Below are 22490 nucleotides of genomic sequence, written 5' to 3' on the forward strand. Positions count from 1 at the left end.
GGCATCCGGGGCCGCGTACAGCCGTTCCCCCCTCTCCCTTGACGGGAGAGGGGCCGGGGGAGAGGGTGAAATGCCCGCCCCCTCTCCCTAACCCTCTCCCACGAGGGGAGAGGGGACAAACAGCATCAGTGCTCGCCCCAAACTCCTGTATCCACGAATCCTCCATGCCCAACACCCTTGCGGTAACAGTCGGCCAGTTCTCCGACAAGGGCCGCAAACCCCTCAACCAGGACTTCCACGGCCTGCGCCTACCCGAGCCGGAGCAGCAATCCAGCAAGGGCATCGCCCTGGCCATCGCCGACGGCATCAGCAGCAGCAAGGTCAGCCACATCGCCAGCGAAACGGCGGTGAAGAGCTTTCTGGAAGACTACTTCTGCACGCCGGACGCCTGGTCGGTGAAGCAGTCCGGCCAGCGCGTGCTGGTGGCCACCAACGCCTGGCTGCATGCGCAGACGCGGCGCGGCCCGTACCGCTACGAGCGCGAGCGCGGACACGTCTGCACCTTCAGCGCGCTGGTGCTCAAGTCCACCACCGCGCACCTGTTCCATGTCGGCGATGCGCGCCTTTACCGGCTGCGCAACGGCCAGCTGGAGCCGCTTACCGAGGAGCACCGGGTCTGGCTGTCGCCGGAGCAGAGCTGCCTGAGCCGCGCCCTGGGCATCAATCCGCATCTGGAAATCGACTACCGCACCCTGCCCCTGCAGGTCGGCGACCTGTTCCTGTTGCTCACCGATGGCGTGCACGAATGGCTGAGCGAGGCGGCGCTGCTCGCCCTGATCGATGGCCACGGCGAGGACCTGGACGCCACCGCGCGCCGCCTGGTGCTGGAAGCCCACGCCCGGGGCAGCCCCGACAACCTCACCGCCCAGTTGGTGCGCATCGACGCGCTGCCTGACGGCGAGGCCGGGGAAGTCCAGCGCCAGCTCGAAGAACTGGCCCTGCCGCCGCTGCTGGAACCGCCGGTGCGCTTCGAGGGCTACCGCATCCTGCGCGAACTGCATGCCAGCAGCCGCAGCCATGTATACCTGGCCGAGGACGAGCAGAGCGGCGAACGGCTGGTGCTGAAGACCCCGTCCCTGGACCTGCGCCACGACCGTGCCTATCTGGAACGCCTGCTGCTGGAGGAATGGATCGCCCGCCGCATGCACAGCGTGCATGTGGTGCGCGCGCCGGCGACAAGCCGGCCGCGCCAGTACCTGTACAGCGTGACGGAGTACGTCGAGGGCCAGACCCTGGCCCAGTGGATGACCGATCATCCGCAGCCCTCGCTGGAGCAGGTGCGCGACCTGCTGGAACAGATCGCCCGCGGCCTGCGCGCCTTCCACCGCCTGGAAATGCTGCACCGCGACCTGCGGCCGGAGAACATCCTGATCGACGCCGGCGGCACCCTGAAGCTGATCGACTTCGGTTCGGCGCAGGTCACCGGACTGGCCGAGGGCGGCATGGACCCAAACAACCCGGTGCCCGGCGCGCTGGCCTACACCGCGCCGGAATACTTTCTGGGCGAAGGTGGCGGCGTGCGCTCGGACCTGTTCTCGCTGGGCGTGATCGCCTACCGGCTGCTGGGCGGCGACCTGCCCTACGGCGCCGAGGTGTCTCGCGCCCGCACTCGCACCGCCCAGCTGCGCCTGCGCTACCGCCCGCTATGGCGCGAGGATCGCGCCCTGCCGGCCTGGGTCGATGACGTGCTGCGCAAGGCCGTGCACCCCAACCCGGCGCGGCGCTATGGCGAACTGTCGGAATTCCTCCACGACCTGCGCCAGCCGCCGCCGGAACTGCTGCACCGCGCCAAAGCACCGCTGCTGCAGCGCCATCCGCTGCGCTTCTGGCAGACGCTGGCGTGGGTGCAGATGGCGGTACTGGTCGTGTTGCTGTTGCGCTAACACCAGGCCCAGCGACTTAACTGGGCCTTGGCTACCCTACGGAGCGGCGCGGTTCCGCCTGTCAGTGTCGGCTGCCGCCCCGATAACATATTTGTTAGCATGCCGCCGTCGATGAACTACACCATCACCTATTACAGCGAAAAGATTCAGGACGAGGTGCTTGCGCTGCCCGCCGGCTTACGCGGTCGCTACTTCGCGCTGACTGATCGCATGGAACTGTACGGTCCCCATTTGGGCGATCCGCACAGCAAATCCTTCGGTGATGGCTTGTTCGAGCTACGCCTGAAGGCAGCAGAAGGCATTGCGCGGGTGTTCTATTGCACGCTGATCAACCAGCGCATCGTGGTGCTGCACAGCTTCGTGAAAAAGACCGACAAGACGCCCGTCAAGGAGCGGCGGCTGGCCGAAATGCGCATGAAAGAGGTAAAGAAACATGCTGACTCACGCTGAACTCAAGGCCAAGGCTCTGGAAGATCCCGAGGCCCGCGCCGAATACGAACGTCTCAACCGCGAGGAATTCGCCCTGCTGGACGAGATGCTGGCCGCACGCCGCGCCGCCGGGCTGACCCAGGCGCAGGTGGCCGAGCGCATGGGCACCAAGGCGCCGGCCGTGGCCCGACTGGAGAACGCCCTCGCCTCCGGCAAGCACTCCCCCAGCCTGGACACGCTGCGCAAGTATGCAGCCGCGCTGGGCAAGCGGGTCGAGGTGCACCTCGTTTAAGTGCGCCCCGCACCACGGGTGCGCAGTGCGGGAGCGCCCGATTACGCTTCGTCAATCAGCCTGGTCACAGCAACCGATCGAGCAACACGGTCGTCATCCCCGCCGCCGCCAGGCACACCAACGCGCTTATCAGCGCCCGCCTGCGCAGATGACGGATCGCGCCCTCCTTGCCGCGGCTGGAAAGAACGAACGGCTGCGCCTCGCCGGGTTTGGCCAGGCGGTGCCAGTCAGGTTGCCGGGCGGCCTGGCGATGGCGCTGCTCGGCCTCCAGGCGGGCCGCCAGCTGGACCAGCCGCCACTCCTCGTCGTCCAGCCGACCGTTGCCGTCGGCGTCGAACCGGCGCAGCAGGCCGGTGAAATCCGCTTTCCATTCACGCACCACCGCGCCCCGGGCCTGTTCCCCGTCGAGGGACTGGCTGGCCGGGCTTTCTGTCTGGAATTCGCCGATGGCATACAGGTACTCGCCCACGTGCAGGCGTTCCTCGGTATAGCGATACCGGCCGCCGAACAGCCCGTCCAGCAGCCCGTAGGAGGCATCGCGCAACGGGTGGCGCAACCCGCCCTCCCACACCTGGCGCGTCGCCGGATACACCTGCGCGCCGCGCGGATCGATCAGGCATTCGCCGGTGCTGTCGGCCAGGCGCAGCCAGGCCTCGCTGCGACCGCTCTCCAACGTCTGCCAGCGGCGCGACCTGCCGGTCGTCCTATAGCGCTCGATCTCGTAGCGCCACCACAGGCACGGCTGGCCGGTGAGTGGCCCGAACTGCATCTGCTCCGCGGACTGGAGCAGGCCGGCCAGCTCCCCATATCCCTGTGCGGCAGAGCGGATCTTCGAGCTGGGCGTGTCCTGCAGATGGCGCGCCTGCGACCAGCAGCGCACGCTGTTCCAGCCGCCGGCCGCACAGGCGACGACCGCCCCGGCGAACAGCGCCAGCGTATGCACGACATTCATCGCCCGGTCCTCAGCCGAACAGCACCTTGAGGTCCACGTCGGCCTTTTCCGCCTCGCTGAACTGCAACAGGGTCGCGGCGGCGAAGCCGAAGAAACGCGCCAGCAGCACATCCGGGAACTGCTCGATGCGCACGTTGTTCAGATTGACGGCTTCGTTGTACAGCTCGCGACGGTCGGCGATGCCGTTCTCCAGGGTGCTGATGCGCTGCTGCAGATGGCGGAAGCTCTCGTCGGCCTTCAGCTGCGGATAATTCTCGGCCAGCGCGAACAGCTGACCCAGCCCGGCGCGCAAGCCGCTTTCGGCCCGGCCCAGCGCCTGCACGTCATGCCGCTCGCGGGCGCTGGCCACCGCGTTACGCGCCTCGATCACCCGTTCCAGCGTGGCGCGTTCGTACTGCATGTACTGCTTGCAGGTCTCCACCAGCTTGGGCAGCTCTTCATGGCGCTGGCGCAGCAACACGTCGATGTTCGCCCAGGCCTTGCCCACCCCATGCTTCAGGCGCACCAGGCCGTTGTACAGCCCCACCGCATAGGCCACGGCGAAGAACACCACGACCAGAACCACCGCCACCGTCAGACTCGGACTCATGCAACCCCCGCAATGTCGTTGCGCGAAAAGGACTCGGAGTCTATGGCCAGAGACAGATCGGCGGGTTGATCGGCCCCGCATTCGCGCGTTGCCGCCACGCCTGCGGCGAGACCCCGCTCCAGCGCCGGAAGGCCCGCGAGAACGCGGTTTCGTCGCCATAGCCCAGGTGCAGCGCCAGCTCGGTGATCGACTGGCCCGACTGGCGCAGCTGCTGGCAGGCTTCCTGGTAGCGCACCCGGTCGAGCAGGGCGCGGAAGCTGACCCCGCGCGCCTGCAGGGTTTTCTGCAGCACACGCGGGTGCTGGCCGAGCAGGCGGGCGGCCACCGGCAGGCTGGCTTCGCCGGTGGTGAGGATCGACTGCAGCACGTAGCACAGCTGCGCCACCGGATCCTCGGCGATGTCCGCCTGGCCGGCGAACTCGGCCAGCAGGTGCGAACGCAACGGGGCGGCCTGGGCCAGCGGGCGACGGCTCACCAGCCCGCGGTCGGTGATGAAGGCGTTGCGCGCCTGGCCGAAGCGCACCTCACAGCCGAAGAACGCCTCGTAGTGCGGCAACGACCCGCGCGCCTCGTGGCGAATCTCCAGCCGCCTCGGCCGCCAGGCCTCACCGAACAGACTGCCCAGGCTGCGGTGCACCACCCCCAGCCCCAGTTCCAGCAGCTGGCGCGTGTCGATGTGCTCGCGCAGCGTCAGGCTGTAGCGCACCTCCAGGGCATCGCCCTGCTCCGCCGTCGCCAGTTCGATGCCCTGGGCGTGCAGGTGCACGTAGTTGCGGGTCAGGCGCAGTACCTCGGGAAAGCTTTCCGCCTGAGCGAGCAACAGACCGAACGGACCGAGGATCAGGTAATCGTGTCGGCGGCTCAGGTGCAGGCCGAACAGCGGATTGCCGGAGCGCTCGGCGGCCAGGGCCAGCGCCTGGCCGAAGCGTGCGTAGGGCACGTACAGGTCGCGGCGCTGCAGCACCTCGGGGTCCAGGGCGCAGCGTTCGAGCAGGGGGAGCGGGTCGAGGCCGTTGGCGCGGCACAGCGCTTCGAAACCGATGAACACCGCGCTGCGGGCGATCTGGGTCATGGCGGTCCTCGTTCGCAAAATGTCAGGCCGGGCCGCGCCAAGGCTGCCTATGCTCGCCCGCAAAAACAAGAACTACGCCGAGGACACATGAGCGACTCCCTGCACCACGCCGATACCCTGGTGATCGGCGCCGGCCTGGCTGGCATCGTCACCGCGCTGGAACTGCTCGACCAGGGGCAGCGCGTCACCCTGCTGGACGCCGGCCCGCGCGCGGCCTGCGGCGGCCAGGCCAACGAGGCGTTCGGCGGCCTGCTGCTCAGCGAGACCCCGGAGCAGAAGCGCAACGGCATTGAGGACTCGCCCACGCTGTTCCTCGCCGACTGGCTGCGCGCCGCGCAGTTCGCGCCGGACGCGCAATGGGGCCCGCGCTGGGCCGAGGACTACGTGGCGCGCAATCGCGTGGAGATCTATGACTGGCTGCGCGGTCAGGGCATCAGCTTCTTCCCTGCCGTGCAGTGGGTGGAGCGAGGCAACCAGGGCGACGGCAATTCCGTGCCGCGCTACCACGTGGCCTGGGGCTGCGGGCGCGGGCTGGTCGGCACGCTGGCCGCGCGACTGTTCGCCCACCCGCGCCGTTATCTGCTGGACCTGCTCTTCGAGCACCGTGTGGACGGCCTGGAACGCCACAACGGCGCGGTCAGGGGCTGTCACGGGCACAATCCGCAGGGCGCGTTTCGCGTGCAGGCCGAACAGGTGGTGGTGTGCACCGGCGGCATCGGCGGCGACCTCGCCCGGGTGCGCCAGCACTGGGACACGGCGCTGTACGGCCCCTGCCCCGACAACCTGCTCAGCGGCACCCCGCCGTGCGCCGACGGCGCCCTGCACGATCAGGTGCGGGCCGTGGGCGGCCAGGTGGTCAACCTGCAGCAGATGTGGAACTACGCCGCCGGCATCGCCCATCCCGAACCCGAATACCCCAACCACGGGCTGAGCCTGATTCCGCCGCGTTCGGCGCTGTGGCTGGATGCCTATGGGCGGCGCATCGGCCCGCAGCCGCTGGTCACCGGATTCGACACCCATGATCTGTGCAAGCGCGTCGGCCGGCTGCCCGGCCAGTACAGCTGGCAGCTGATGAACTGGCGCATCGCGATCAAGGAAATGGCCATCTCCGGCACGGATACCAACCCGCTGTTCCGCGACCGCAAGCTGATCAGGCTGATCTGGCAGACCCTCACCGGCAACAAGGAGCTGGTGAACTGGATGCTGGAGCGCTGCCCGGACGTGGTGCGCGGCAACACGCTGGAAGAACTGGCCGAGCGCATGAACGCCCTCGGCCCGCTGCCGGTCGACCTGGCCGGCATGCGTGCCGATGTGCAGGCCTACGACGCCATGCTCGAACGCGGGCTGGCGCTGCACAACGACGACCAGCTGCGCCGCCTGGCCCAGTTGCGCCAATGGCGCAGCGATCGCTTGCGCACCTGCAAGAACCAGCCAATCCTCGATGCCAAGGCCGGCCCGCTGATCGCCATCCGTGAGCGCATCATCAGCCGCAAGAGCATGGGCGGCATGCTCACCGACCTGCAGTCGCGGGTGCTCGACGCGAAAGGCCAGCCCGTTCCCGGACTGTACGCGGCCGGCGAGGCGGCGGGCTTCGGGGGCGGCGGGATCAGTGGCATTCGTTCGCTGGAGGGGACGTTCCTCAGCAATTGCGTGTTCAACGGCCGCCGCGCGGCACAGGCGATTGCGCGGGGGTGATGAAAAACTTTTTTTGTAGGAGCGGCTTCAGCCGCGATAACCCGGCAGGCTGCCCACCCGATCGCGGCTGAAGCCGCTCCTACAACAGCTCTGAACAACAACGATCAACAAGGAGCAGGACATGAAGAAGACCGGCGCGGCACTGGCGCGTTTCGCCCTGGAGCAGTTGGGCGCGCGTTTCACCTTCGGCATTCCCGGCGTGCACAACACCGAGCTGTATGACGAACTGAACGCCTCGGAGAAGATTCAGCCGGTGCTGGTCACCCACGAATGTGGCGCGGCGTTCATGGCCGATGCGGTGAGCCGCACCAGCGACAGCATCGGCACGCTGGTGATCGTGCCGGCGGCCGGCGTCACCCACGCGGCCAGCGGCATCGGCGAGGCCGGGCTGGACGGCATTCCGATGCTGATCATTTCCGGCGGCATCCACAGCGACAGCCCCTACCGCTACCAGTTGCACGACATCGACCAGCATGCCCTGCTCAAGCCGATCACCAAGGCCACGTTCCGCATCGGCAGTCATGCCGAGGTGATTCCCACCCTGTACGAGGCCTACCGCATCGCCACCGGCGGCGAGCCGGGACCGGTGTTCGTCGAGCTGCCGTACAACATCGGCAACTTCCTCGGCGAGGTGGACGAGATGCCGGCCTTCCAGCAAGCCATCGCCGCCCCGCAAGAGAACGCCGACGCCATCCGCGAGGCGGCGCGCCTGCTGGTCAGCGCCAAGCGTCCGGGGCTGTTCCTCGGCTGGGGCGCCGTCGGTGCGCAGGCCGAGCTGGTGCGCCTGGCCGAGCTGCTGGATGCGCCGGCCTGCACCACCCTGCAGGGCCTGAGTGCGTTCCCTGGCAATCATCCGCTGCACGTGGGCATGGGCTTCGGCGATTACGCCGTGCCGGCGGCCGCCAACGCCTTCGACGGCTGCGACTGCCTGCTGGCGGTGGGCACGCGCTTTTCGGAAATTCCCACCGGCAGCTACAGCATGCCGGTGCCGGACTGCCTGATTCACGCCGACATCAACCCGGAGGTGTTCAACGCCAACTTCCCCGCCCGGATGACCCTGCAGGGCGATGCCGCGCAGCTCATTCCGGCGCTGCTGCGCGAAGTGGAAGCGCTGCAACCGGCCGCGCGCAGCGGCATGGCCGAGCGCATCCGCGCCGACAAGGCGGCCTATCACCAGGAATGGCTCAAGCACGACAGCCAGGGCCGGGTGAATCCGGCGCATTTCTTCGGCGAACTGCGCAGCCAGCTGGGCGACGAGGCCATCGTGGTCGCCGACGACGGCAACCACACCTTCCTGATCGCCGAGCTGATGCCGATCCACGGCCCGCGCCGTTACCTGTCGCCCAGCGACTTCAACGCCATGGGCTACTGCATCCCGGCGACCATCGGCGCCAAGCTGGCCAATCCGGACAAGGCCGTGGTGGGCGTGGTGGGCGACGGCGCGCTGCGCATGACCGGCCTGGAACTGCTCACCGCCAGCCAGCTCAAGCTGGGCGTGCCACTGTTCGTGTTCAACGACGGCGAGCTGTCGCAGATCGCCCAGGCCCAGGAGATTCCCTATAACCGCAAGACCTGCACCGTGCTGCAGCCGCTGAACGTCAGGGCGCTGGCCGAAGCGACCGGGGCCGCCTTCGTGGCCATCGACGGCAACGAGGGCTGCGCCGAGGGCATCCGCCAGGCGCTGGAGCTGGCCGCGCAGCACCGCCCGGTGCTGGTGGATGTGCGCGTCGATTATTCCAAGCGCACCCGCTTCACCCAGGGGGTGGTCAAGGCCACCCTCAAGCGCTTCACGCCACGGGACAAGGTACGGGTGATCGGGCGCGCGCTGTGGCGCCGGGTGACCGGCTGATCAGGAACGCCGGCTGCGGAACAGTGCCTGGTGCTCCCGACACTGCTTCGCCGCCAGCAGGAACACGCCGTGGCCACCGTTCTCGAAGTCCAGCCAGGTGAAGTCCACTTCCGGGTAGAGGGCTTCGACATGCACCTGGCTGTTGCCGACTTCCACCACCAGGATGCCCTGCTCGGTGAGGTGGTCGGCGGCTTCGGCCAGCATGCGCCGCACCAGGTCCAGGCCGTCGTCGCCACAGGCCAGGCCCAGGGCCGGCTCGTGGTGGTACTCGTCCGGCATGTCGGCGAAGTCTTCGGCGTCCACATAGGGCGGATTGGAAACGATCAGGTCGAAGCGCTGGCCGGGCAGGCCGTCGAAACCATCGCCCTGCACGGTGTAGACGCGCTCTTCCAGACCATGCCGCTCGATGTTGCAGTTGGCCACTTCCAGCGCCTCGAAGGACAGGTCGCCGAGCACCACTTCCGCGTCGGGGAAGGCATAGGCGCAGGCGATGCCGATGCAGCCCGAGCCGGTGCACAGGTCGAGGATGCGCGCCGGCTCGGCCGGCAGCCAGGGCGCGAAACGCTGGCTGATCAGTTCGGCAATCGGCGAGCGTGGCACCAGCACGCGCTCGTCCACCTTGAACGGCAGGCCGCAGAACCAGGCCTCGCCGAGCAGGTAGGCGGTCGGCACGCGTTCGCTGACGCGGCGCTCGATCAAGCTGCCGAGCAGGTCGCGCTCGTGATCCTCCAGCCGACAGTCCAGGTAGGCGTCGGTCATTTCATACGGCAGATGCAGGGCACCCAGCACCAGCATGCGGGCCTCGTCCCAGGCGTTATCGGCTCCATGCCCGAAATAGATCTCCTCAGCCTGGAATCGGCTGACCGCCCAGCGAATGTAATCACGCAAGGTACGAAGGCGGGTGGGCAGAACGGACACTGTGTAATCTCTCCGGGGCAAATTGCGCGGCAGTTTATCCCATGCGCGAACCGTCCGTCCCGCGCAAACGGCCAAGCGCCATCATTTTGATGCTGGAAAAACGTCGTAGACGATTCACAAGCGCGCCCACTGCCGCTACATTGCCGTCCTCGCTTGCCAGGAGATAGTCATGTCCCAGCCGCTTTCCATGCTCAAACTCTACGGTCGCGCCTACGCGCCGGCCACGCTGGGCAATGCCACCCTGCTGATCATCGACCCGCAGATGGAATACCGCATGGGCACGCTGGCCCTGCCGGGACTGGCACCGGCACTGGAACAGATCGGCGAACTGCTGACTGCCGCCCGCGCGCAGAAGCGCCCCATCATTTTCGTACGTCACCTGGGCATTCCCGGCGGCCTGCTCGATCCCCAGGGGACGCGTGGCCACTTCCTGCCCGAGCTGGCGCCGCAACCCGGCGAAACCGTGGTGGAAAAACGTCAGCCGAACGCCTTCTGCGGCACCGACCTGAACGACCGGCTGATGGCCCACGGGCATCTGGACCTGATCGTCTGCGGCTTCATGACCCATTCGAGCATCAGCAGCACCGTGCGCGCCGCCAAGGACTACGGCTTCCGCTGCACCCTGGTGGATGCCGCCATCGCTACCCGTGACATTCCGCTGGGCGATGGCACCCTGGCGGCCGCCGACCTGCACCGCATGGAAATGGCCGCCCTGGCCGACAACTTCGCCGTGGTCGTGCCCAAGGCCCGCGACGTGCTTTGAATCGCCCCGTGCGAACCTGCGTGACCGTCACCGGTCACAGTTCGGTTGGCTGCACGGTGCGACAGCATGAAACGCGACCCCTTCCTCTCCTCCCCCTCCCGAACACCGCGCCGTTGGAGCTGGCGGCTGGGCGGCATCGCCGGCGCGCTGGGCGCCACCCTCGGCGTGCTACTGATGTTGGCCGGCATCGCCGGCCTGCTGGGCCGGCCGCCCGCCCTGGGCGAACTCAACGACTCGCCCGGCGAGGGCTGGCAACTGCTTGTGGCGGGTATCGTGCTGCTGGCGGCGGGCATCTTCATCTGGCGCCTGTGCCGGCAACGGCTGCGCATCCGCACCGATCTGGGTCTTTCGCCACACCTGAGAAACAAGCGCGAGTAAACTAGCGGCCCTCAGGAGGTCGCATGAACCAAGACGACGATTTTTCCCTCTTCAGCCAGGCCGTGCGCGGCGTGCGCCGCATCCAGGACGATCGCGCCGAGACCGGCAAGCCGCGCGCCGACCGGCAGCAACTGGTCAGTCGCCGGCAGAATGCCACCCAGCGCAGCGAAGGCATCCGCGTGGACGGCCTGTCCGACCAGTTCGTCATCGACGTGGGCGCCGAGGACGAACTGCACTGGGCGCGCGATGGCGTGCAGGAAGGCCAGATGCGCAAGCTCAAGGCCGGGCAGATCGCCTTCGAGGGCAGCCTCGACCTGCACGGCATGACAGTGGAGAAGGCCCGCGAGACGCTCTGGGAGTTCCTCGCCGAGGCCGCGAAGCTGGAGGTGCGCTGCGTGCGCGTCACCCACGGCAAGGCCGCGCGCCTGGACGGCAAGCGCCCGCTGATCAAGAGCCACGTCAACACCTGGCTGCGCCAGCACCCCCAGGTGCTCGGCTTCAGCTCCTGCCTGCCGCGCCACGGCGGCACCGGCGCCCTTTACGTTCTGCTCAAACGCACCATGCTGGATGGACGCGACGAATGACGCTCCGGCTTGCAGCCTGACGCTCGCATCCCTACCCTGCGCGCCTTGCGCTTATTTCCATGCCGCTTAGGTAATCCCATGTCACTGGAAAAAAACTACAGCTCGATCCTCGAACAACTCGGCGAGGATGTCGCCCGCGAAGGCCTGCGTGATACGCCCAAGCGCGCCGCCAAGGCCATGCAGTTTCTCTGCCGTGGCTACGAGCAGACGCTGGAAGAAGTCACCAACGGCGCGCTGTTCAGCTCCGACAACAGCGAAATGGTGCTGGTGAAGAACGTCGAGCTGTATTCGCTGTGCGAACACCACATGCTGCCCTTCATCGGCAAGGCCCACGTGGCCTACATGCCCAACGGCAAGGTGCTGGGCCTGTCCAAGGTGGCGCGCATCGTCGACATGTACGCCCGCCGCCTGCAGATCCAGGAAAACCTCACCCGGCAGATCGCCGAGGCCATCGAGAAGGTCACCGGCGCCGCCGGCGTGGCGGTGGTCATCGAGGCCCAGCACATGTGCATGATGATGCGCGGCGTGGAGAAGCAGAACTCCTCGATGGTCACCTCGGTGATGCTCGGCCAGTTCCGCAGCAATGCCGCCACGCGCAGCGAATTTCTCAGCCTGATTCGCTGAGTTTCCCTGCGGGGTCGGCCAAGGGGGCTTCGCGACGGAAGTCGCAGCCCCTTGCAGAGTGCTTGCTAGAGCCCTTGAGGCTGTGATTAAGTCCGACGGACCGACTATCGACCAGACAGTCGTCAGCCTCATCGCCCCCTTAAGGAAAAATGAAATTCGCTCCCAACCCGGCGGGTGCGAAACCGGACTGACATGGCTGCATCACTTCTGATTCGCCACGCCCTGCTAGGCCTGCTGCTGGCCCTCTGCGCCGGCTGCGGCCACCTGTTCTATTTCCCCGAACCCGGCCTGCGCGGCACCCCCGCGCAGATCGGCGTGCCCTACGAGGACGTGCATCTGCAGTCCGCCGACGGCACCCGCCTGCACGGCTGGTTCCTGCCGGCCAGGAACCAGCCCCGTCGCGGGCTGATCTACTTCCTGCATGGCAACGCCGAGAACATCAGCACCCACTACGTGGCCACAAGCTGGCTGAACCGCTATGGCTGGGACCTGTTTCTCATCGATTACCGGGGCTTCGGCCTGTCCGAAGGCGCGCCGCACATCCCCGGCGTCAATCAGGATGCCCGCGCCGGCCTCGACTGGGCCGTGGCCCGGGCACGACAGGACCAGCTGCCGCTGGTGGTGTTCGGCCAGAGCCTGGGCGGCGCCACCGCCGCCACCGTGGTCGCCCACAGCCAGCCCGGCGAAGTGCAGGCCCTGGTGCTGGACAGCGCCTTCTCCGGCTATCGGCTGATCGCCCGGGAAAAGCTCGGCGAAGTGTGGCTGACCTCTCCGCTGCGCTATCCGCTGGCCTGGACCGTTCGCGACGACTTCAGCCCGGATCGCTACCTGCATCAACGCCCGCCGATGCCGCTGCTGATCCTGCACGGCTGCGCCGACCTCACCGTACCCTGCAGCCACGGCGAACGGCTCTACCGCACCGCCACCCCGCCGGTCTGGCTGTGGCTGGATCCGCAGCGCCGTCACGGCGAAATGCTCTACACCCGCCACTGGCGCGAGCAACTGGTGAAGTGGCTGGAGGAGCAGGTGCCCGCGCCCTGAACCAGTCGGGCGATGGCCTGTCTCTGATCAATAGCGGCAGCGGCAGACTGCCGGCAGACGGAGACCCATCGCATGGATGCCCTGGACCTCACTCTCGGCTGGCTCGCCTTGCTGGCCGCTGCGCTGTGGCTGACCTCGCTGTATGTGCTGGCGCGCACCTTCCCGCTTGAACCCTCCGCCGACCCGCGCCTGACGACGCGCCGCCAGGGCCTGTTGCTGGCGATTGCGGCCTGCAGCCTGCTGCCGGCGCCGGTCTTCCTCGGCGACAGCGTGCTGCGCCCCGAAGCGGCGGTGCTGGTGACGCTCGGCACGCTGGCCGCCGCATGGCTCGGCTACCGAGCCCTGTGCGATGCCCTGTATCGCCGCCCACTGCCGCTGGCTTTCGTGCTGTACGGACTGTTCGGCTACGCCGTATGGGGCTACCACCAGCTGTTCGACGCCAGCGGCGCCTACCTGCACAGCGGCGCGTTGCTGGTCACGCTGATGGCGAGCAACCTGCACGGCCTGGCCCGCGCCACCCAGCCCTCCGCCGCGCGCGCCGCCGTGTGCGAGCAGCACAATCACTACCTGACCCTGCCCCTGCTGTTCACCCTGCTCTGCGCCCACGCCCCCGCCCTGCTGGGCAACCCCTACGCCTGGCAGTTGCTGCTGCTGATCGGCGGCCTGCTGGCACTCATCTGGTATGGACTGGAACAGGCGCTGGCGCCGCGATGGGCGCTGTCCTGCGCCCTGGGCGTGCTGGCGCTGTATGTCGCCATGCCGGACGGCCTGCAGCGCGAAGCCCGCGCCAGACCCGCCACACCTCAGTTTGCTGAAGCCCTGGAACATGCCGTCCCGGCGCCCGAGCCGCTGGATACGCACCGGGAATTCGCCCTGGTGCAGCGCATCATCCAGGACCGCTGTCTGGAGTGCCATTCCCGCACCCCAAGCAACCCGATCTTTCAGGCCACCCCGCTGGTGCCGACCTTCGATACGCCGGAGCAGATCCGCGCCTGGAAGCGCGCCATCCATGACCAGGCCGTGGCCAGCCAGAACATGCCGCTGGCCAACCTGACCCAGATGAGCCAGGCGGAACGGGATCTGCTGGGGTTGTGGATCGAAAAGGGGGGGAGGATCGAGTAGCGGACAATCCGCCAGCTGGCATGACACGGCCTGCTGTAGTAGCGTTTCGCCACGCACCTACACCACCCGAAAGCCAAGATGAACACGCAGAAGAATTACGGAAGCTATCACCTACACGAGCTCGAGCGAGCGCTGGCCAATATCAACGAACAGGAAAATGCCGAAGAAGCCAGACTCATCCGCGAATACATCGCCAAGGGCGGCTATCAATACCCGGCCCATCTGACGGCCCGAGCAGTATTTATCAGCGCCCCGTTCAAATGGACACTCGTTGCGGTCCTCTCCTTTCTGCTGCTCGCCAATCTCGTTTCGCTTTTGACCGGCACGCTGATTGCCCTGATTCCCATGGCCATACAGGGAATCCTGCTGTTCATGATCTTCACCCGCCACAAGAACATAGGCGCCATGCTCAAGATCTGGACATTTCTGCTCACCATCGCAGGCGCAATCAATTTCTACATCACGCTTCAGGACGCCTACTACACCGCCTTCGAAGCGGCTACGCAGCTGATACTGCCTGCAATCAGCCTGACACTGCTCATCCTGTCCAGCAGGTACATTGCATTGACGTCGGACGAAGACACTTCTGGCGATGGAGCGTAGAACGCACTCGGCGTGACCAGTCTGGACTGTCAGTTGGCGCCTGACCCGGGCGCCATCTCTACCTAGTAGAAATACCAGCGCAGTTGCAACTGCACTTCCGTTTCCGGCGAGGACCATTGGCTGAATTCGCGTTGCGCACTCATTCTGAGCCCGAGATTTTCACTCAACTCCAGCTGCTGGCTAAGGCTGAGGCGCCGGCGCACTTCACCGTTATGGAAATAGTCACCCTGGGCCTCGAGCAACAAATTGCCACCCGCATGGCGCCAGAGCAGACCGGTATCGAAGCCGGCTGCCGGGCTGAGCGCTGCGGAAAAGTCACGATTGTGTTCAAGGCGCGCGGTCCCTATGGCAAAACCGAGCAGTCCTTCGCCAATGTCCCAGGAGACTCCCCCTCCTCCGTTCAGATGGCCTACCAGGCGTTCTTCTCCATCTATCCCGAGCACCCGTTCGACGCCGGCTGCCACTTGCCAGGACCACGGCTTGAGCAGGCGGGTTCGCGGCGTCAGCGAGCGGATGCTGACGACGTCAAACTGCTGAATCTGCCAGTGATTGCCCTCGTACTGGCGCAACCTCAAATCCCCCAACTCGATCTGCGCCCCGCGCGGAAAACCGTCGAGGTTGTCGAGCAGGTCGTGATAGGTCATGCGCAGGCCGTATTCGGCGAAGGCACGATCACCGCGATTGCCGACCGCAAACTGCAAGGCACGCGACCGATGGCTGTCTTCGGGCAACAGCGGCCGCTGGACGTCCAGGCGTGGCGGCGGGTTGCGGTTGATCGCCTGTAACAGGCGATAACTGCGCTCGGCGCTGGCGGCATCACGCTCGGCGCCTGTCTTCTGGTAACGCAGCAGACGGTAGGCGCCATCCTGAATCAGGGCGCGACGTTCGGCCGGCAGGGCCAGATACTCGCCATCCTGCAGCGCGGTGTCATCCTCAGCCAGGCGTTGTACCCAGCCCTGCTCGCGGCCATCCAGCGGTGCGACACGCGCCAGAAGCTCATGCTCACGGGAAGGTCGATAATCGATGCGCTCGATCAGCCCGGCGTCCTTCACCGCCCGCACGGTGTCGGCAGGGATGGCGGTCAGGGGGAATTGATCGGTCAGCTCAAGCCCCGGTCGGGCAATTTCCAGCAGCTCGAGCAACCGGTAGGAGCAGTTTTCGTCGAAGAAGAAATAATCGAACTGAATCTGACGCAGCTCCCACACATGCTCCAGCATGCGCCCGGTTTCCTCCGCGGTAAGGCTCAGGCGGTACTCCCACAGGTCGCGGTTTTCCAGGCGACTGTACTCACTGATTTTCTCGCGATAGGGCATCAGCGAGAACAATCCGGGGTAGCCACCCATCAGCCCCTTCCAGGCATACAGGATGCTGTTGTCCATGCCCTCGATAAAGGCACCGAAGTTAATTGCAGAACTCAGCAGTGGACTGCCTTCGCGGTCGATATCCTCGGGGTCGATGCGCAGCAAGGTATGGCCGAACATCGACGAAGGGCTATTCAGGTAGGCCGCCGGAAACACCAGCACGGTGCTGTGCGGCGCGATGTCGTTGTACCAGGAATCGAATTCCGGGCAATTCACCTTCGGCAAATCGTCCAGTGACAACTGGTCGCGCAGCCAGCGTGTACGGGCCGGATAGATGCATTGCGGATGGCGGTCACCGAGTGCGGGGTCGCGGTATAAGGCCGGGACAGTCGCTTTCAACTCGGCGAGCGGGTCCTTCTCGCCATGCTCGGCAAGGAAATAATCATCATCGTCGACATAGCTGCGCCAGCCCAGCGTGCCGCTCTCGTAGTGACCCAGGGACAACCAGAACGGCTCATTGGCCAAGGCCTGCAAACGGTCGGGGGCTATGTGCGGGGCAGCCTGCGACAGGCTACAAGCGCCGCTCAACAGAAGGGGAAGCAAGCGTCGAAGCATGAAAAGCCAATAGCGGGAGGAGCACATGAATATGCCCGCCGTGGCGGGCATACAGAAAGAGTCGGGCGTCCCGAAGAACGCCCGCAGCCTTGTTAGGCCTTGTCGGCGTACTGAGCCAGACGTGCGTCTTTCTTCAGCACTGCCAGGGTAGCGGCATGAACCTGCTCGGCAGTGACGTCAGCCGAGCTGAAGATTTCATTGAAATGGCTGTGGGTCACAGCGGAGAAGTGGGCACGGTCTTCCGGCTGCACACCCAGCACAACGGCGTAGGTGGTCAGCGCTTCGCCTTCACCCTTGGCCATGTCTTCGGACAGCTCGTTCATCATGCCGCCCAGCGCCAGCAGCGACTTGCCGCCGTAGGTCAGGGTGCCGTCAGCGGAGCAGCCGTTGGTGCCGGAGGTCAGGCCGAAGGTGGCGTTGCCGGAAGTGCCGTTAATGGAGGAAGCCAGAATGTGCGACGGCAGGCCGCTCTGACCTTGGAACAACATGTTGCCCCAGCCGCAGTTCGGGCCACCCGGCGCTTCAGCAAATGCGTTCAGCGAGGCGGCAGAAATCAGGGTAGCGAGCAGAATCCGTTTCATGGTTATTTCTCTTCTTCAAGGGCATCGATAAATGTCGGCTAATCCGACACGGGTTACAGCTTTCGGCAATCACCCTAGAGCTGTCAAGGCACATAAGTGCTGATTGAAACTTGAACTCGGAACCTCCAGAGGCGCCTGACCCGGATCAAATAACCTTCAGCTTTGACACCCTGCGTCGAGTACAGGGCCTAAAAGTGTGAACTGGATCACCTTTAACGTGATGCTACGGTCCACTTTGGTACGAACGCTTACGGTTTGACGATCAAACGCAGGCAACTATCTGTCCTGCAGCGCTGCTTTGCCGCAGACGCGGCATTGCCAATGTCGCAGGCCCAGCCCGGTGCTCCGAGGTTGGAGGGCGCCTCGAAGCATGAGCGACATTCTGGCGCGCTAGTCGCCGGAGTCGCGGTGACAAAAAACACCAGATCTGGCTCGCCGGGGGCGTGGCGTCGTGCAATCGATAGCGGAGCCGCGCGCCATGCACCAATCGCCGAACGAGCATTTCCAGCCGGGTATTTTCCCCCTGACCAAGGACATGATGCGGACTGCGCTCGCCGACGCTGAGAGGTATCCACCATGCTGAACCCCTCCCTTGCCCCTATTGGTCTAGACCCCATAGTTAGCGCGAGCATCAAGCAATTCTTGGCTGATCATCTCGTACTCTGGCATAGGGAGTGGAGAAAACAGGTGCTGCACCACTTTTGCGTATACCTCTGCCAACTCTAATAATCGCGCCCCGCTCGCAAGGGCGTCGCTGCGGGATCGCCTGACAACAGGGACGCCATTTTCATGAAACCGAATATAATTCGCGGCGATACTCGGATCTATGTGTGCACCCTCACTGAGCTCACCATAAATTCGCCCCGCATCAGGATATAGGCTCTTGAAAGAACCAACGCACTTAGTTGGGTTCAAGTAAAACACACTCTCGTCTCCGATACGGGCAGCAGCACACGACCACGCCATTTGTTCCAATATGAGGCGCACGACCGCCTCCGTTTCAAAAATGTAGTTCTTGCGTACTAAGCCATAAGCAGCCTTGAATGTTGCCTCAAGTCGGCACAGCGCCGACTTTGCACAAATCTGGCCTATTAGAGCCCCTGGATCTACCCTTTCAAGTGCTGATGCAATCGCATCAACCTGAGCAGCCATCTGCCGAAGGGCGAGAATCTGAGGCGACGTTTCGCGTGCGTGTGGTCGAAATCGTTCCCACAGATGCTCGTAACGGCGAAGAACATGGTCAACAGACTTGTTACCGAACATATGGGCGACCATTGCCGCCCATATTAGTTTTCGAAGACCATCCGATGTCTTGTGAGGTACGGCGGCACTTATGGTGTTTAGCGCTAGAACATCGTAGTCATCGAGATCACGAGTTGACGTGAGGACTCGGATTTCGATATCGACTTCTTCAGTCACTATGGAGGCATCCTCTCTGGTCTAACGATTAAGCTAACAGGCGAGCAAAGCGCAGCGTTTGCGAGCCCAGTGAGCGAAGCGAATAAGCATATTTCACATTAGGGGACAGATTTATTTGCCGGCCTGCCTCACACCGCTCAGGAGTCCCAAACTTTCGTCCACCGGCGCCCAACGCCCTACCACCTCTGCCACCCAATCCATGAACACCCGCAGCCTCGCGCTCACATGCCGGTTCTGCGCAAAGGCCACATACAGCGGCATCGGCTCGACCTGCCAGTCCTCGAACAGCGGCACCAGCTCGCCCCGCTCCAGGTGCGACTTGGCCATGTAGTCGGGGAGCCAGAGCACGCCCAGCCCGGCGAGTCCAGCGGCCAGGTAGGCGTTGCCGTCGTCGACGGCCAGCGCATGGCGGCCGCGCACGTGGAGGCGCTCAGCGCCGCGCTGCAGGGCGTAGGGCTGGACCTTGCCGGTGCGCGCCCAGAGAAAGCCGACGATGCGGTGGTGGCTGTCTTCCAGTTCGTGTGGGTGTTCGGGGACGCCGGCGCGCTGCAGGTAGCTCGGCGCCGCGTAGGCCCGCAGGCGCAGGCTGCCGATGCGGCGCGCCACCAGGGACTGGTCGGCCAGTTCGCCGCCGCGGATCACGCAGTCCACATGCTCGCCGATCAAATCCACCACCCGGTCGCTGACGCCCATGTCCAGCTGGATGTCCGGATAGCGGGCATGGAAGTCGGCCAGCGCCGGGATCAGCATCAGCCGCGCCAGCGGGCTGGGCACATCCACCCGCAGGCGCCCGCGCGGCTGTGCGGCGGCGCCGGTCAGGCTGGCCTCCGCTTCCTCCAGGTCGGCCAGCAGGCGTACCACGCGCTCGTAATAGGCGGCGCCGTCGGGCGTCAGGCCGACCCGGCGCGTGGTGCGGTTGAGCAGCTTCACGCGCAGGCGGGTTTCCAGTTGCTGCACCAGCTGGGTCACGCTGCTTTTGCTCAGGTGCAGGGTATCGGCCGCCTTGGTGAAGCTGCCCACCTGGACCACGCAGGCAAACGCCCGCATCGCCTCGAACCGGTCCATGCTCGCTCCGATTGTTTGGATTATGAAAACAGTGCGGACGGATTTTGCGCGTTTATCCACCCCGCTGGCGACTCTAAAGTGGCGACCATGATTTCGGGTCAAGCGACCCCTTGAGGAGGCCTTATGGCACAGCGTGATGTGGTGTTTCCCCGCGGACGTCAGGCGTTGTACGAGCGCAACCGGTATTCGCCGGCCATTCGTTCCAACGGGTTCCTGTTCGTTTCGGGGCAGGTCGGCAGCCGGGAAGACGGCTCGCCCGAACCGGACCTGGAGGCCCAGGCACGACTGGCGTTCGACAACCTGAACGCCGTGCTGGCGGCGGCCGACTGCACGTTCGCGGACGTGGTGGACGTGACCCTGTTCGTGGTCGATCCGGAATCCCGGCTCGACACGCTCATGACGGTACTGCCGGACTACTGGGGCGAAGCGCCGTATCCGACGCTGACCGGCGTCGGCGTGACCTGGCTGTCGGGCTTTGCCTTCGAGATCAAGGTGGTCGCCCGCCTGCCTGAGGGTGATGTACAACGCTGAAGCCAGCCGGCGCCGCTACTTCTCGAGCCCAATCGCCCCTAGCCGGCGGCGGTTCAATCAGGTGCGGAGGCATATTTGCAGCGGTCGGGCGGAGTTGTCGCTGCGCATGTAGCGCGGTGCGATCAGCGCCGCCTGACCGGCGGATTGCGGAAAGATCAGTGAGGGCTGGCGGTAGGTCGGATGATGATCTCGCTGGTATCCACATCCGCCGGTTGCGCAATGGCGAACCGGATGGCGCGGGCAATCGACTCGGGGCTGATGGCCACCTTGCGGAACGCCTTCATCTCCTCGCGCCCGCGCTCATCGGAAATGGTTTCCGCCAGCTCGGACTCCGTAACGCCGGGGCAGATGGTCGTGACACGAATGTCCGCATGCTCCTGGCGCAGGCCTTCCGAAATAGCCCATACGGCGTACTTGGTCGCGCAGTACACTGCCGCCGTCGGCGAAACCGCATGGGCACCGATGGAGGCGATGTTGATCACCTGGCCCGATGCCTGGGCCGTCATGACCGGCAGTACGGCGGCGATGCCGTGCAGCACACCCCGGAAGTTGACGTCGATCATGCGGTCCCACTCCTCGACCTTCAACGCCGCGAGGGGGGACAGCGGCATGATGCCGGCGTTGTTGATGATCACATCGACCCGGCCGAATCGCGCAACCGCATATTCAACGAACGCCTCCATGTCCTCCCGGCTCGTCACATCGAGCGGACGGGCTTCGGCGGTGCCACCGGCGGCACGAATGTCTGCGACGACGCCCTCGAGGCGATCGGTTCGCCGGGCGCCCAGCAGCACGGTTGAGCCGCTTTCTGCCAGCAGGCGTGCCGTGGCTTCGCCGATGCCGCTGCTGGCACCGGTCACCAGCACCACCTTGTTTGCTACGCCGTTCATGGACGTTTCCTCCGTCTGGATAAATGACGACTCCCGGCTCAACGCGGAATGCGATGCCGGCAGCACAGGCCACACGGTACGGTCCGTCTTTCGTCAAGAGAATTCCCTAACGGGTAACTACAGCGGTTAGTATTGCTAACCAATGGAAACCGATCTCAAACTGCTTCGCCTCTTCCTTGCCGTGGCAGAGGCCCACAACTTCCGCGCGGCCGCCGACCACATGGGCGTCACGCGCTCGGCCGTCAGCCAAGGGATTCGTCGCTTGGAGGATGGTCTGGGTATCGCCCTGGTCCAGCGTTCGACCCGCCATGTGCGGCTGACCGAGGCCGGCGAACGCCTGTACCGGCAGGTCGCCGGACCGCTGTCGATGATTGACTCCGCCCTGGAAGACACGGTCGCCGATGGCCCGCCGCGGGGCCTGTTGCGCGTGGCCGTCACCTCCATTGCCGAGCGCTTTTTGTCCGGCCCTTTGATCGCCTCGTTCGCCGAGGCCTATCCCGGCGTGACGCTGGATATCACGGTGACCGACGATGAAGCGGACATCGTCGGCGCAGGCTTCGATGCGGGCGTCCGCCTGGGCGAAGTCATCGAGCAGGATATGGTGGCCATTCCCATCACCGGGCCGCAGCGCCAGGTGGTCGTCGCCACGCCCGATTACCTGACCCGGCACGGAACCCCAATGCACCCGCGCGAACTGGTTGCGCACCGCTGCATCGGCTGGCGACCGGCCCCGGGCGTAGCGCCATACCGCTGGGAATTCACCGAAAACGGCCGCGACTTCGACGTGGCTGTCGAGCCACAAATCACCACTAACGACATGCTGTTGATGGTGCGCACCGCCCTGGCGAGCGGCGGCATTACCATCGGCATGGAAGAAACCTTTCGCCCCTACATCGTGCGCGGCGAGCTGGTGCCGTTGCTGGAGGCCTATTTGCCGCCGTTTCCCGGCTTCTACCTGTATTACCCCAGCCGCCATAACCAGCCACCGAAACTGCGCGCGCTGGTGGAGCATGTACGAGCGCTCAAGGGGCGGGAGGAATAAGAGCGCACATTGGATGCGTTCAGGCTGACGGGAACGGCCTGGCGGGCGGTGTCGCGAGCGTGATGAGGTTGCCGTCCGGATCGCGACCAGCGATCTCGTTACTGGTTGAAAGCATCAAGCCACCCTGGGCGAAGAACTCCCACTGCACCAACGTATCCATCGGCCGATGATCCGGGCTGCGACCCAGCAGTTTCGAGTACCAGTCTTCGGCCGCCACCAGGTCTGCAGTGAGCAATGCGGTGTAAGTCTTCT

Annotated in this window: 24 protein-coding genes; 14 read left to right on the forward strand and 10 right to left on the reverse strand. The window is 65.4% G+C overall.

Annotation, left to right across the window (positions count from 1 at the left end; all coding sequences use genetic code 11):
• Positions 1-164 precede the first annotated feature (164 nt).
• The 3 genes from VL129_RS05430 to VL129_RS05440 all read left to right on the forward strand — a co-directional run bounded on the left by VL129_RS05430 (position 165) and on the right by VL129_RS05440 (position 2604).
• Positions 165-1883 (forward strand): bifunctional protein-serine/threonine kinase/phosphatase, encoded by a 1719-nt coding sequence (locus VL129_RS05430; RefSeq protein WP_325410866.1) that lies wholly within the window; start codon positions 165-167, stop codon positions 1881-1883.
• A gap of 111 nt (positions 1884-1994) precedes the next feature.
• Positions 1995-2333, forward strand: a complete 339-nt coding sequence (locus VL129_RS05435; protein ID WP_325410867.1) for a type II toxin-antitoxin system RelE/ParE family toxin — start codon at positions 1995-1997, stop codon at positions 2331-2333.
• Positions 2317-2604, forward strand: coding sequence for a helix-turn-helix domain-containing protein (locus VL129_RS05440; protein ID WP_325410869.1), 288 nt, complete (start codon positions 2317-2319; stop codon positions 2602-2604). Before VL129_RS05435 ends, VL129_RS05440 begins: the two co-directional genes overlap by 17 nt.
• 64 nt (positions 2605-2668) lie before the next feature.
• Here VL129_RS05440 and VL129_RS05445 read toward each other — a convergent pair whose 3' ends face one another.
• The 3 genes from VL129_RS05445 to VL129_RS05455 are packed head-to-tail and all read right to left on the reverse strand — an operon-like array spanning position 2669 to position 5217.
• A complete protein-coding gene (locus VL129_RS05445) occupies positions 2669-3556 on the reverse strand; it encodes a GIDE domain-containing protein (RefSeq protein ID WP_325410871.1) in 888 nt (295 codons plus the stop codon).
• A 10-nt stretch (positions 3557-3566) separates the two neighbouring features.
• Complete coding sequence (locus VL129_RS05450; RefSeq protein ID WP_325410873.1) at positions 3567-4145, reverse strand: LemA family protein; 579 nt, start codon at positions 4143-4145, stop codon at positions 3567-3569.
• Between the two features lie 40 nt (positions 4146-4185).
• Positions 4186-5217 (reverse strand): AraC family transcriptional regulator, encoded by a 1032-nt coding sequence (locus tag VL129_RS05455; RefSeq protein ID WP_325410875.1) that lies wholly within the window; start codon positions 5215-5217, stop codon positions 4186-4188.
• 87 nt (positions 5218-5304) lie between these two features.
• On the opposite strand from VL129_RS05455, the gene VL129_RS05460 reads away from it, so the two are divergent.
• A complete protein-coding gene (locus tag VL129_RS05460) occupies positions 5305-6912 on the forward strand; it encodes an FAD-binding dehydrogenase (RefSeq protein ID WP_325410878.1) in 1608 nt (535 codons plus the stop codon).
• A 121-nt stretch (positions 6913-7033) separates the two neighbouring features.
• Positions 7034-8761: a thiamine pyrophosphate-binding protein gene (locus VL129_RS05465; RefSeq protein ID WP_325410880.1), complete on the forward strand. Its 1728-nt coding sequence runs from the start codon at positions 7034-7036 to the stop codon at positions 8759-8761.
• Here the strand turns inward: VL129_RS05465 and prmB are convergent, their stop codons facing one another.
• The gene (prmB, locus tag VL129_RS05470) at positions 8762-9670 is read right to left on the reverse strand and encodes a 50S ribosomal protein L3 N(5)-glutamine methyltransferase (protein ID WP_414705143.1); all 909 of its coding nucleotides are present in this window, start codon (positions 9668-9670) and stop codon (positions 8762-8764) included.
• A gap of 178 nt (positions 9671-9848) precedes the next feature.
• Between prmB and VL129_RS05475 the strand changes: the two genes are divergently transcribed.
• The 7 genes from VL129_RS05475 to VL129_RS05505 all read left to right on the forward strand — a co-directional run bounded on the left by VL129_RS05475 (position 9849) and on the right by VL129_RS05505 (position 14794).
• On the forward strand, positions 9849-10442 hold the full coding sequence (locus VL129_RS05475; RefSeq protein WP_325410884.1) for a cysteine hydrolase family protein: 594 nt from the start codon (positions 9849-9851) through the stop codon (positions 10440-10442).
• Between the two features lie 66 nt (positions 10443-10508).
• Entirely contained in the window at positions 10509-10820 is a 312-nt protein-coding gene (locus VL129_RS05480) for a hypothetical protein (protein WP_325410886.1), read from the forward strand.
• 23 nt (positions 10821-10843) lie between these two features.
• Entirely contained in the window at positions 10844-11404 is a 561-nt protein-coding gene (locus VL129_RS05485; protein WP_325410888.1) for a Smr/MutS family protein, read from the forward strand.
• A gap of 78 nt (positions 11405-11482) precedes the next feature.
• The gene (gene folE / locus VL129_RS05490; protein WP_325410890.1) at positions 11483-12028 is read left to right on the forward strand and encodes a GTP cyclohydrolase I FolE; all 546 of its coding nucleotides are present in this window, start codon (positions 11483-11485) and stop codon (positions 12026-12028) included.
• Positions 12029-12220: 192 nt separating this feature from the next.
• Positions 12221-13069 (forward strand): alpha/beta hydrolase, encoded by an 849-nt coding sequence (locus VL129_RS05495; RefSeq protein WP_325410892.1) that lies wholly within the window; start codon positions 12221-12223, stop codon positions 13067-13069.
• Positions 13070-13141: 72 nt separating this feature from the next.
• Positions 13142-14191, forward strand: a complete 1050-nt coding sequence (locus tag VL129_RS05500; protein ID WP_325410894.1) for a urate hydroxylase PuuD — start codon at positions 13142-13144, stop codon at positions 14189-14191.
• Between the two features lie 78 nt (positions 14192-14269).
• A complete protein-coding gene (locus VL129_RS05505) occupies positions 14270-14794 on the forward strand; it encodes a hypothetical protein (RefSeq protein WP_325410896.1) in 525 nt (174 codons plus the stop codon).
• Positions 14795-14856: 62 nt separating this feature from the next.
• Here the strand turns inward: VL129_RS05505 and VL129_RS05510 are convergent, their stop codons facing one another.
• The 4 genes from VL129_RS05510 to VL129_RS05525 all read right to left on the reverse strand — a co-directional run bounded on the left by VL129_RS05510 (position 14857) and on the right by VL129_RS05525 (position 19775).
• Positions 14857-16710 carry an Lnb N-terminal periplasmic domain-containing protein gene (locus VL129_RS05510; protein WP_325410950.1) on the reverse strand — a complete coding sequence of 618 codons (1854 nt, stop codon included), beginning with the start codon at positions 16708-16710 and terminating at the stop codon, positions 14857-14859.
• A gap of 92 nt (positions 16711-16802) precedes the next feature.
• Positions 16803-17291: a DUF3015 domain-containing protein gene (locus VL129_RS05515; RefSeq protein WP_325410898.1), complete on the reverse strand. Its 489-nt coding sequence runs from the start codon at positions 17289-17291 to the stop codon at positions 16803-16805.
• A 606-nt stretch (positions 17292-17897) separates the two neighbouring features.
• Positions 17898-18710, reverse strand: a complete 813-nt coding sequence (locus VL129_RS05520) for a hypothetical protein (protein ID WP_325410900.1) — start codon at positions 18708-18710, stop codon at positions 17898-17900.
• Positions 18711-18821: 111 nt separating this feature from the next.
• Entirely contained in the window at positions 18822-19775 is a 954-nt protein-coding gene (locus tag VL129_RS05525) for a LysR family transcriptional regulator (protein ID WP_325410902.1), read from the reverse strand.
• A gap of 123 nt (positions 19776-19898) precedes the next feature.
• Here VL129_RS05525 and VL129_RS05530 point away from each other — a divergent pair, with 123 nt between their 5' ends.
• On the forward strand, positions 19899-20306 hold the full coding sequence (locus tag VL129_RS05530) for a RidA family protein (RefSeq protein ID WP_325410903.1): 408 nt from the start codon (positions 19899-19901) through the stop codon (positions 20304-20306).
• Positions 20307-20461: 155 nt separating this feature from the next.
• Here the strand turns inward: VL129_RS05530 and VL129_RS05535 are convergent, their stop codons facing one another.
• On the reverse strand, positions 20462-21196 hold the full coding sequence (locus tag VL129_RS05535; RefSeq protein ID WP_325410905.1) for an SDR family oxidoreductase: 735 nt from the start codon (positions 21194-21196) through the stop codon (positions 20462-20464).
• Positions 21197-21338: 142 nt separating this feature from the next.
• Here VL129_RS05535 and VL129_RS05540 point away from each other — a divergent pair, with 142 nt between their 5' ends.
• On the forward strand, positions 21339-22238 hold the full coding sequence (locus VL129_RS05540; RefSeq protein WP_325410907.1) for a LysR family transcriptional regulator: 900 nt from the start codon (positions 21339-21341) through the stop codon (positions 22236-22238).
• A gap of 19 nt (positions 22239-22257) precedes the next feature.
• On the opposite strand, the gene VL129_RS05545 is transcribed toward VL129_RS05540, so the two are convergent.
• A complete protein-coding gene (locus tag VL129_RS05545; protein ID WP_325410909.1) occupies positions 22258-22473 on the reverse strand; it encodes a hypothetical protein in 216 nt (71 codons plus the stop codon).
• Positions 22474-22490 lie beyond the last annotated feature (17 nt).

The organism is Pseudomonas sp. (genome assembly GCF_035497915.1).
Lineage (GTDB): Bacteria > Pseudomonadota > Gammaproteobacteria > Pseudomonadales > Pseudomonadaceae > Serpens.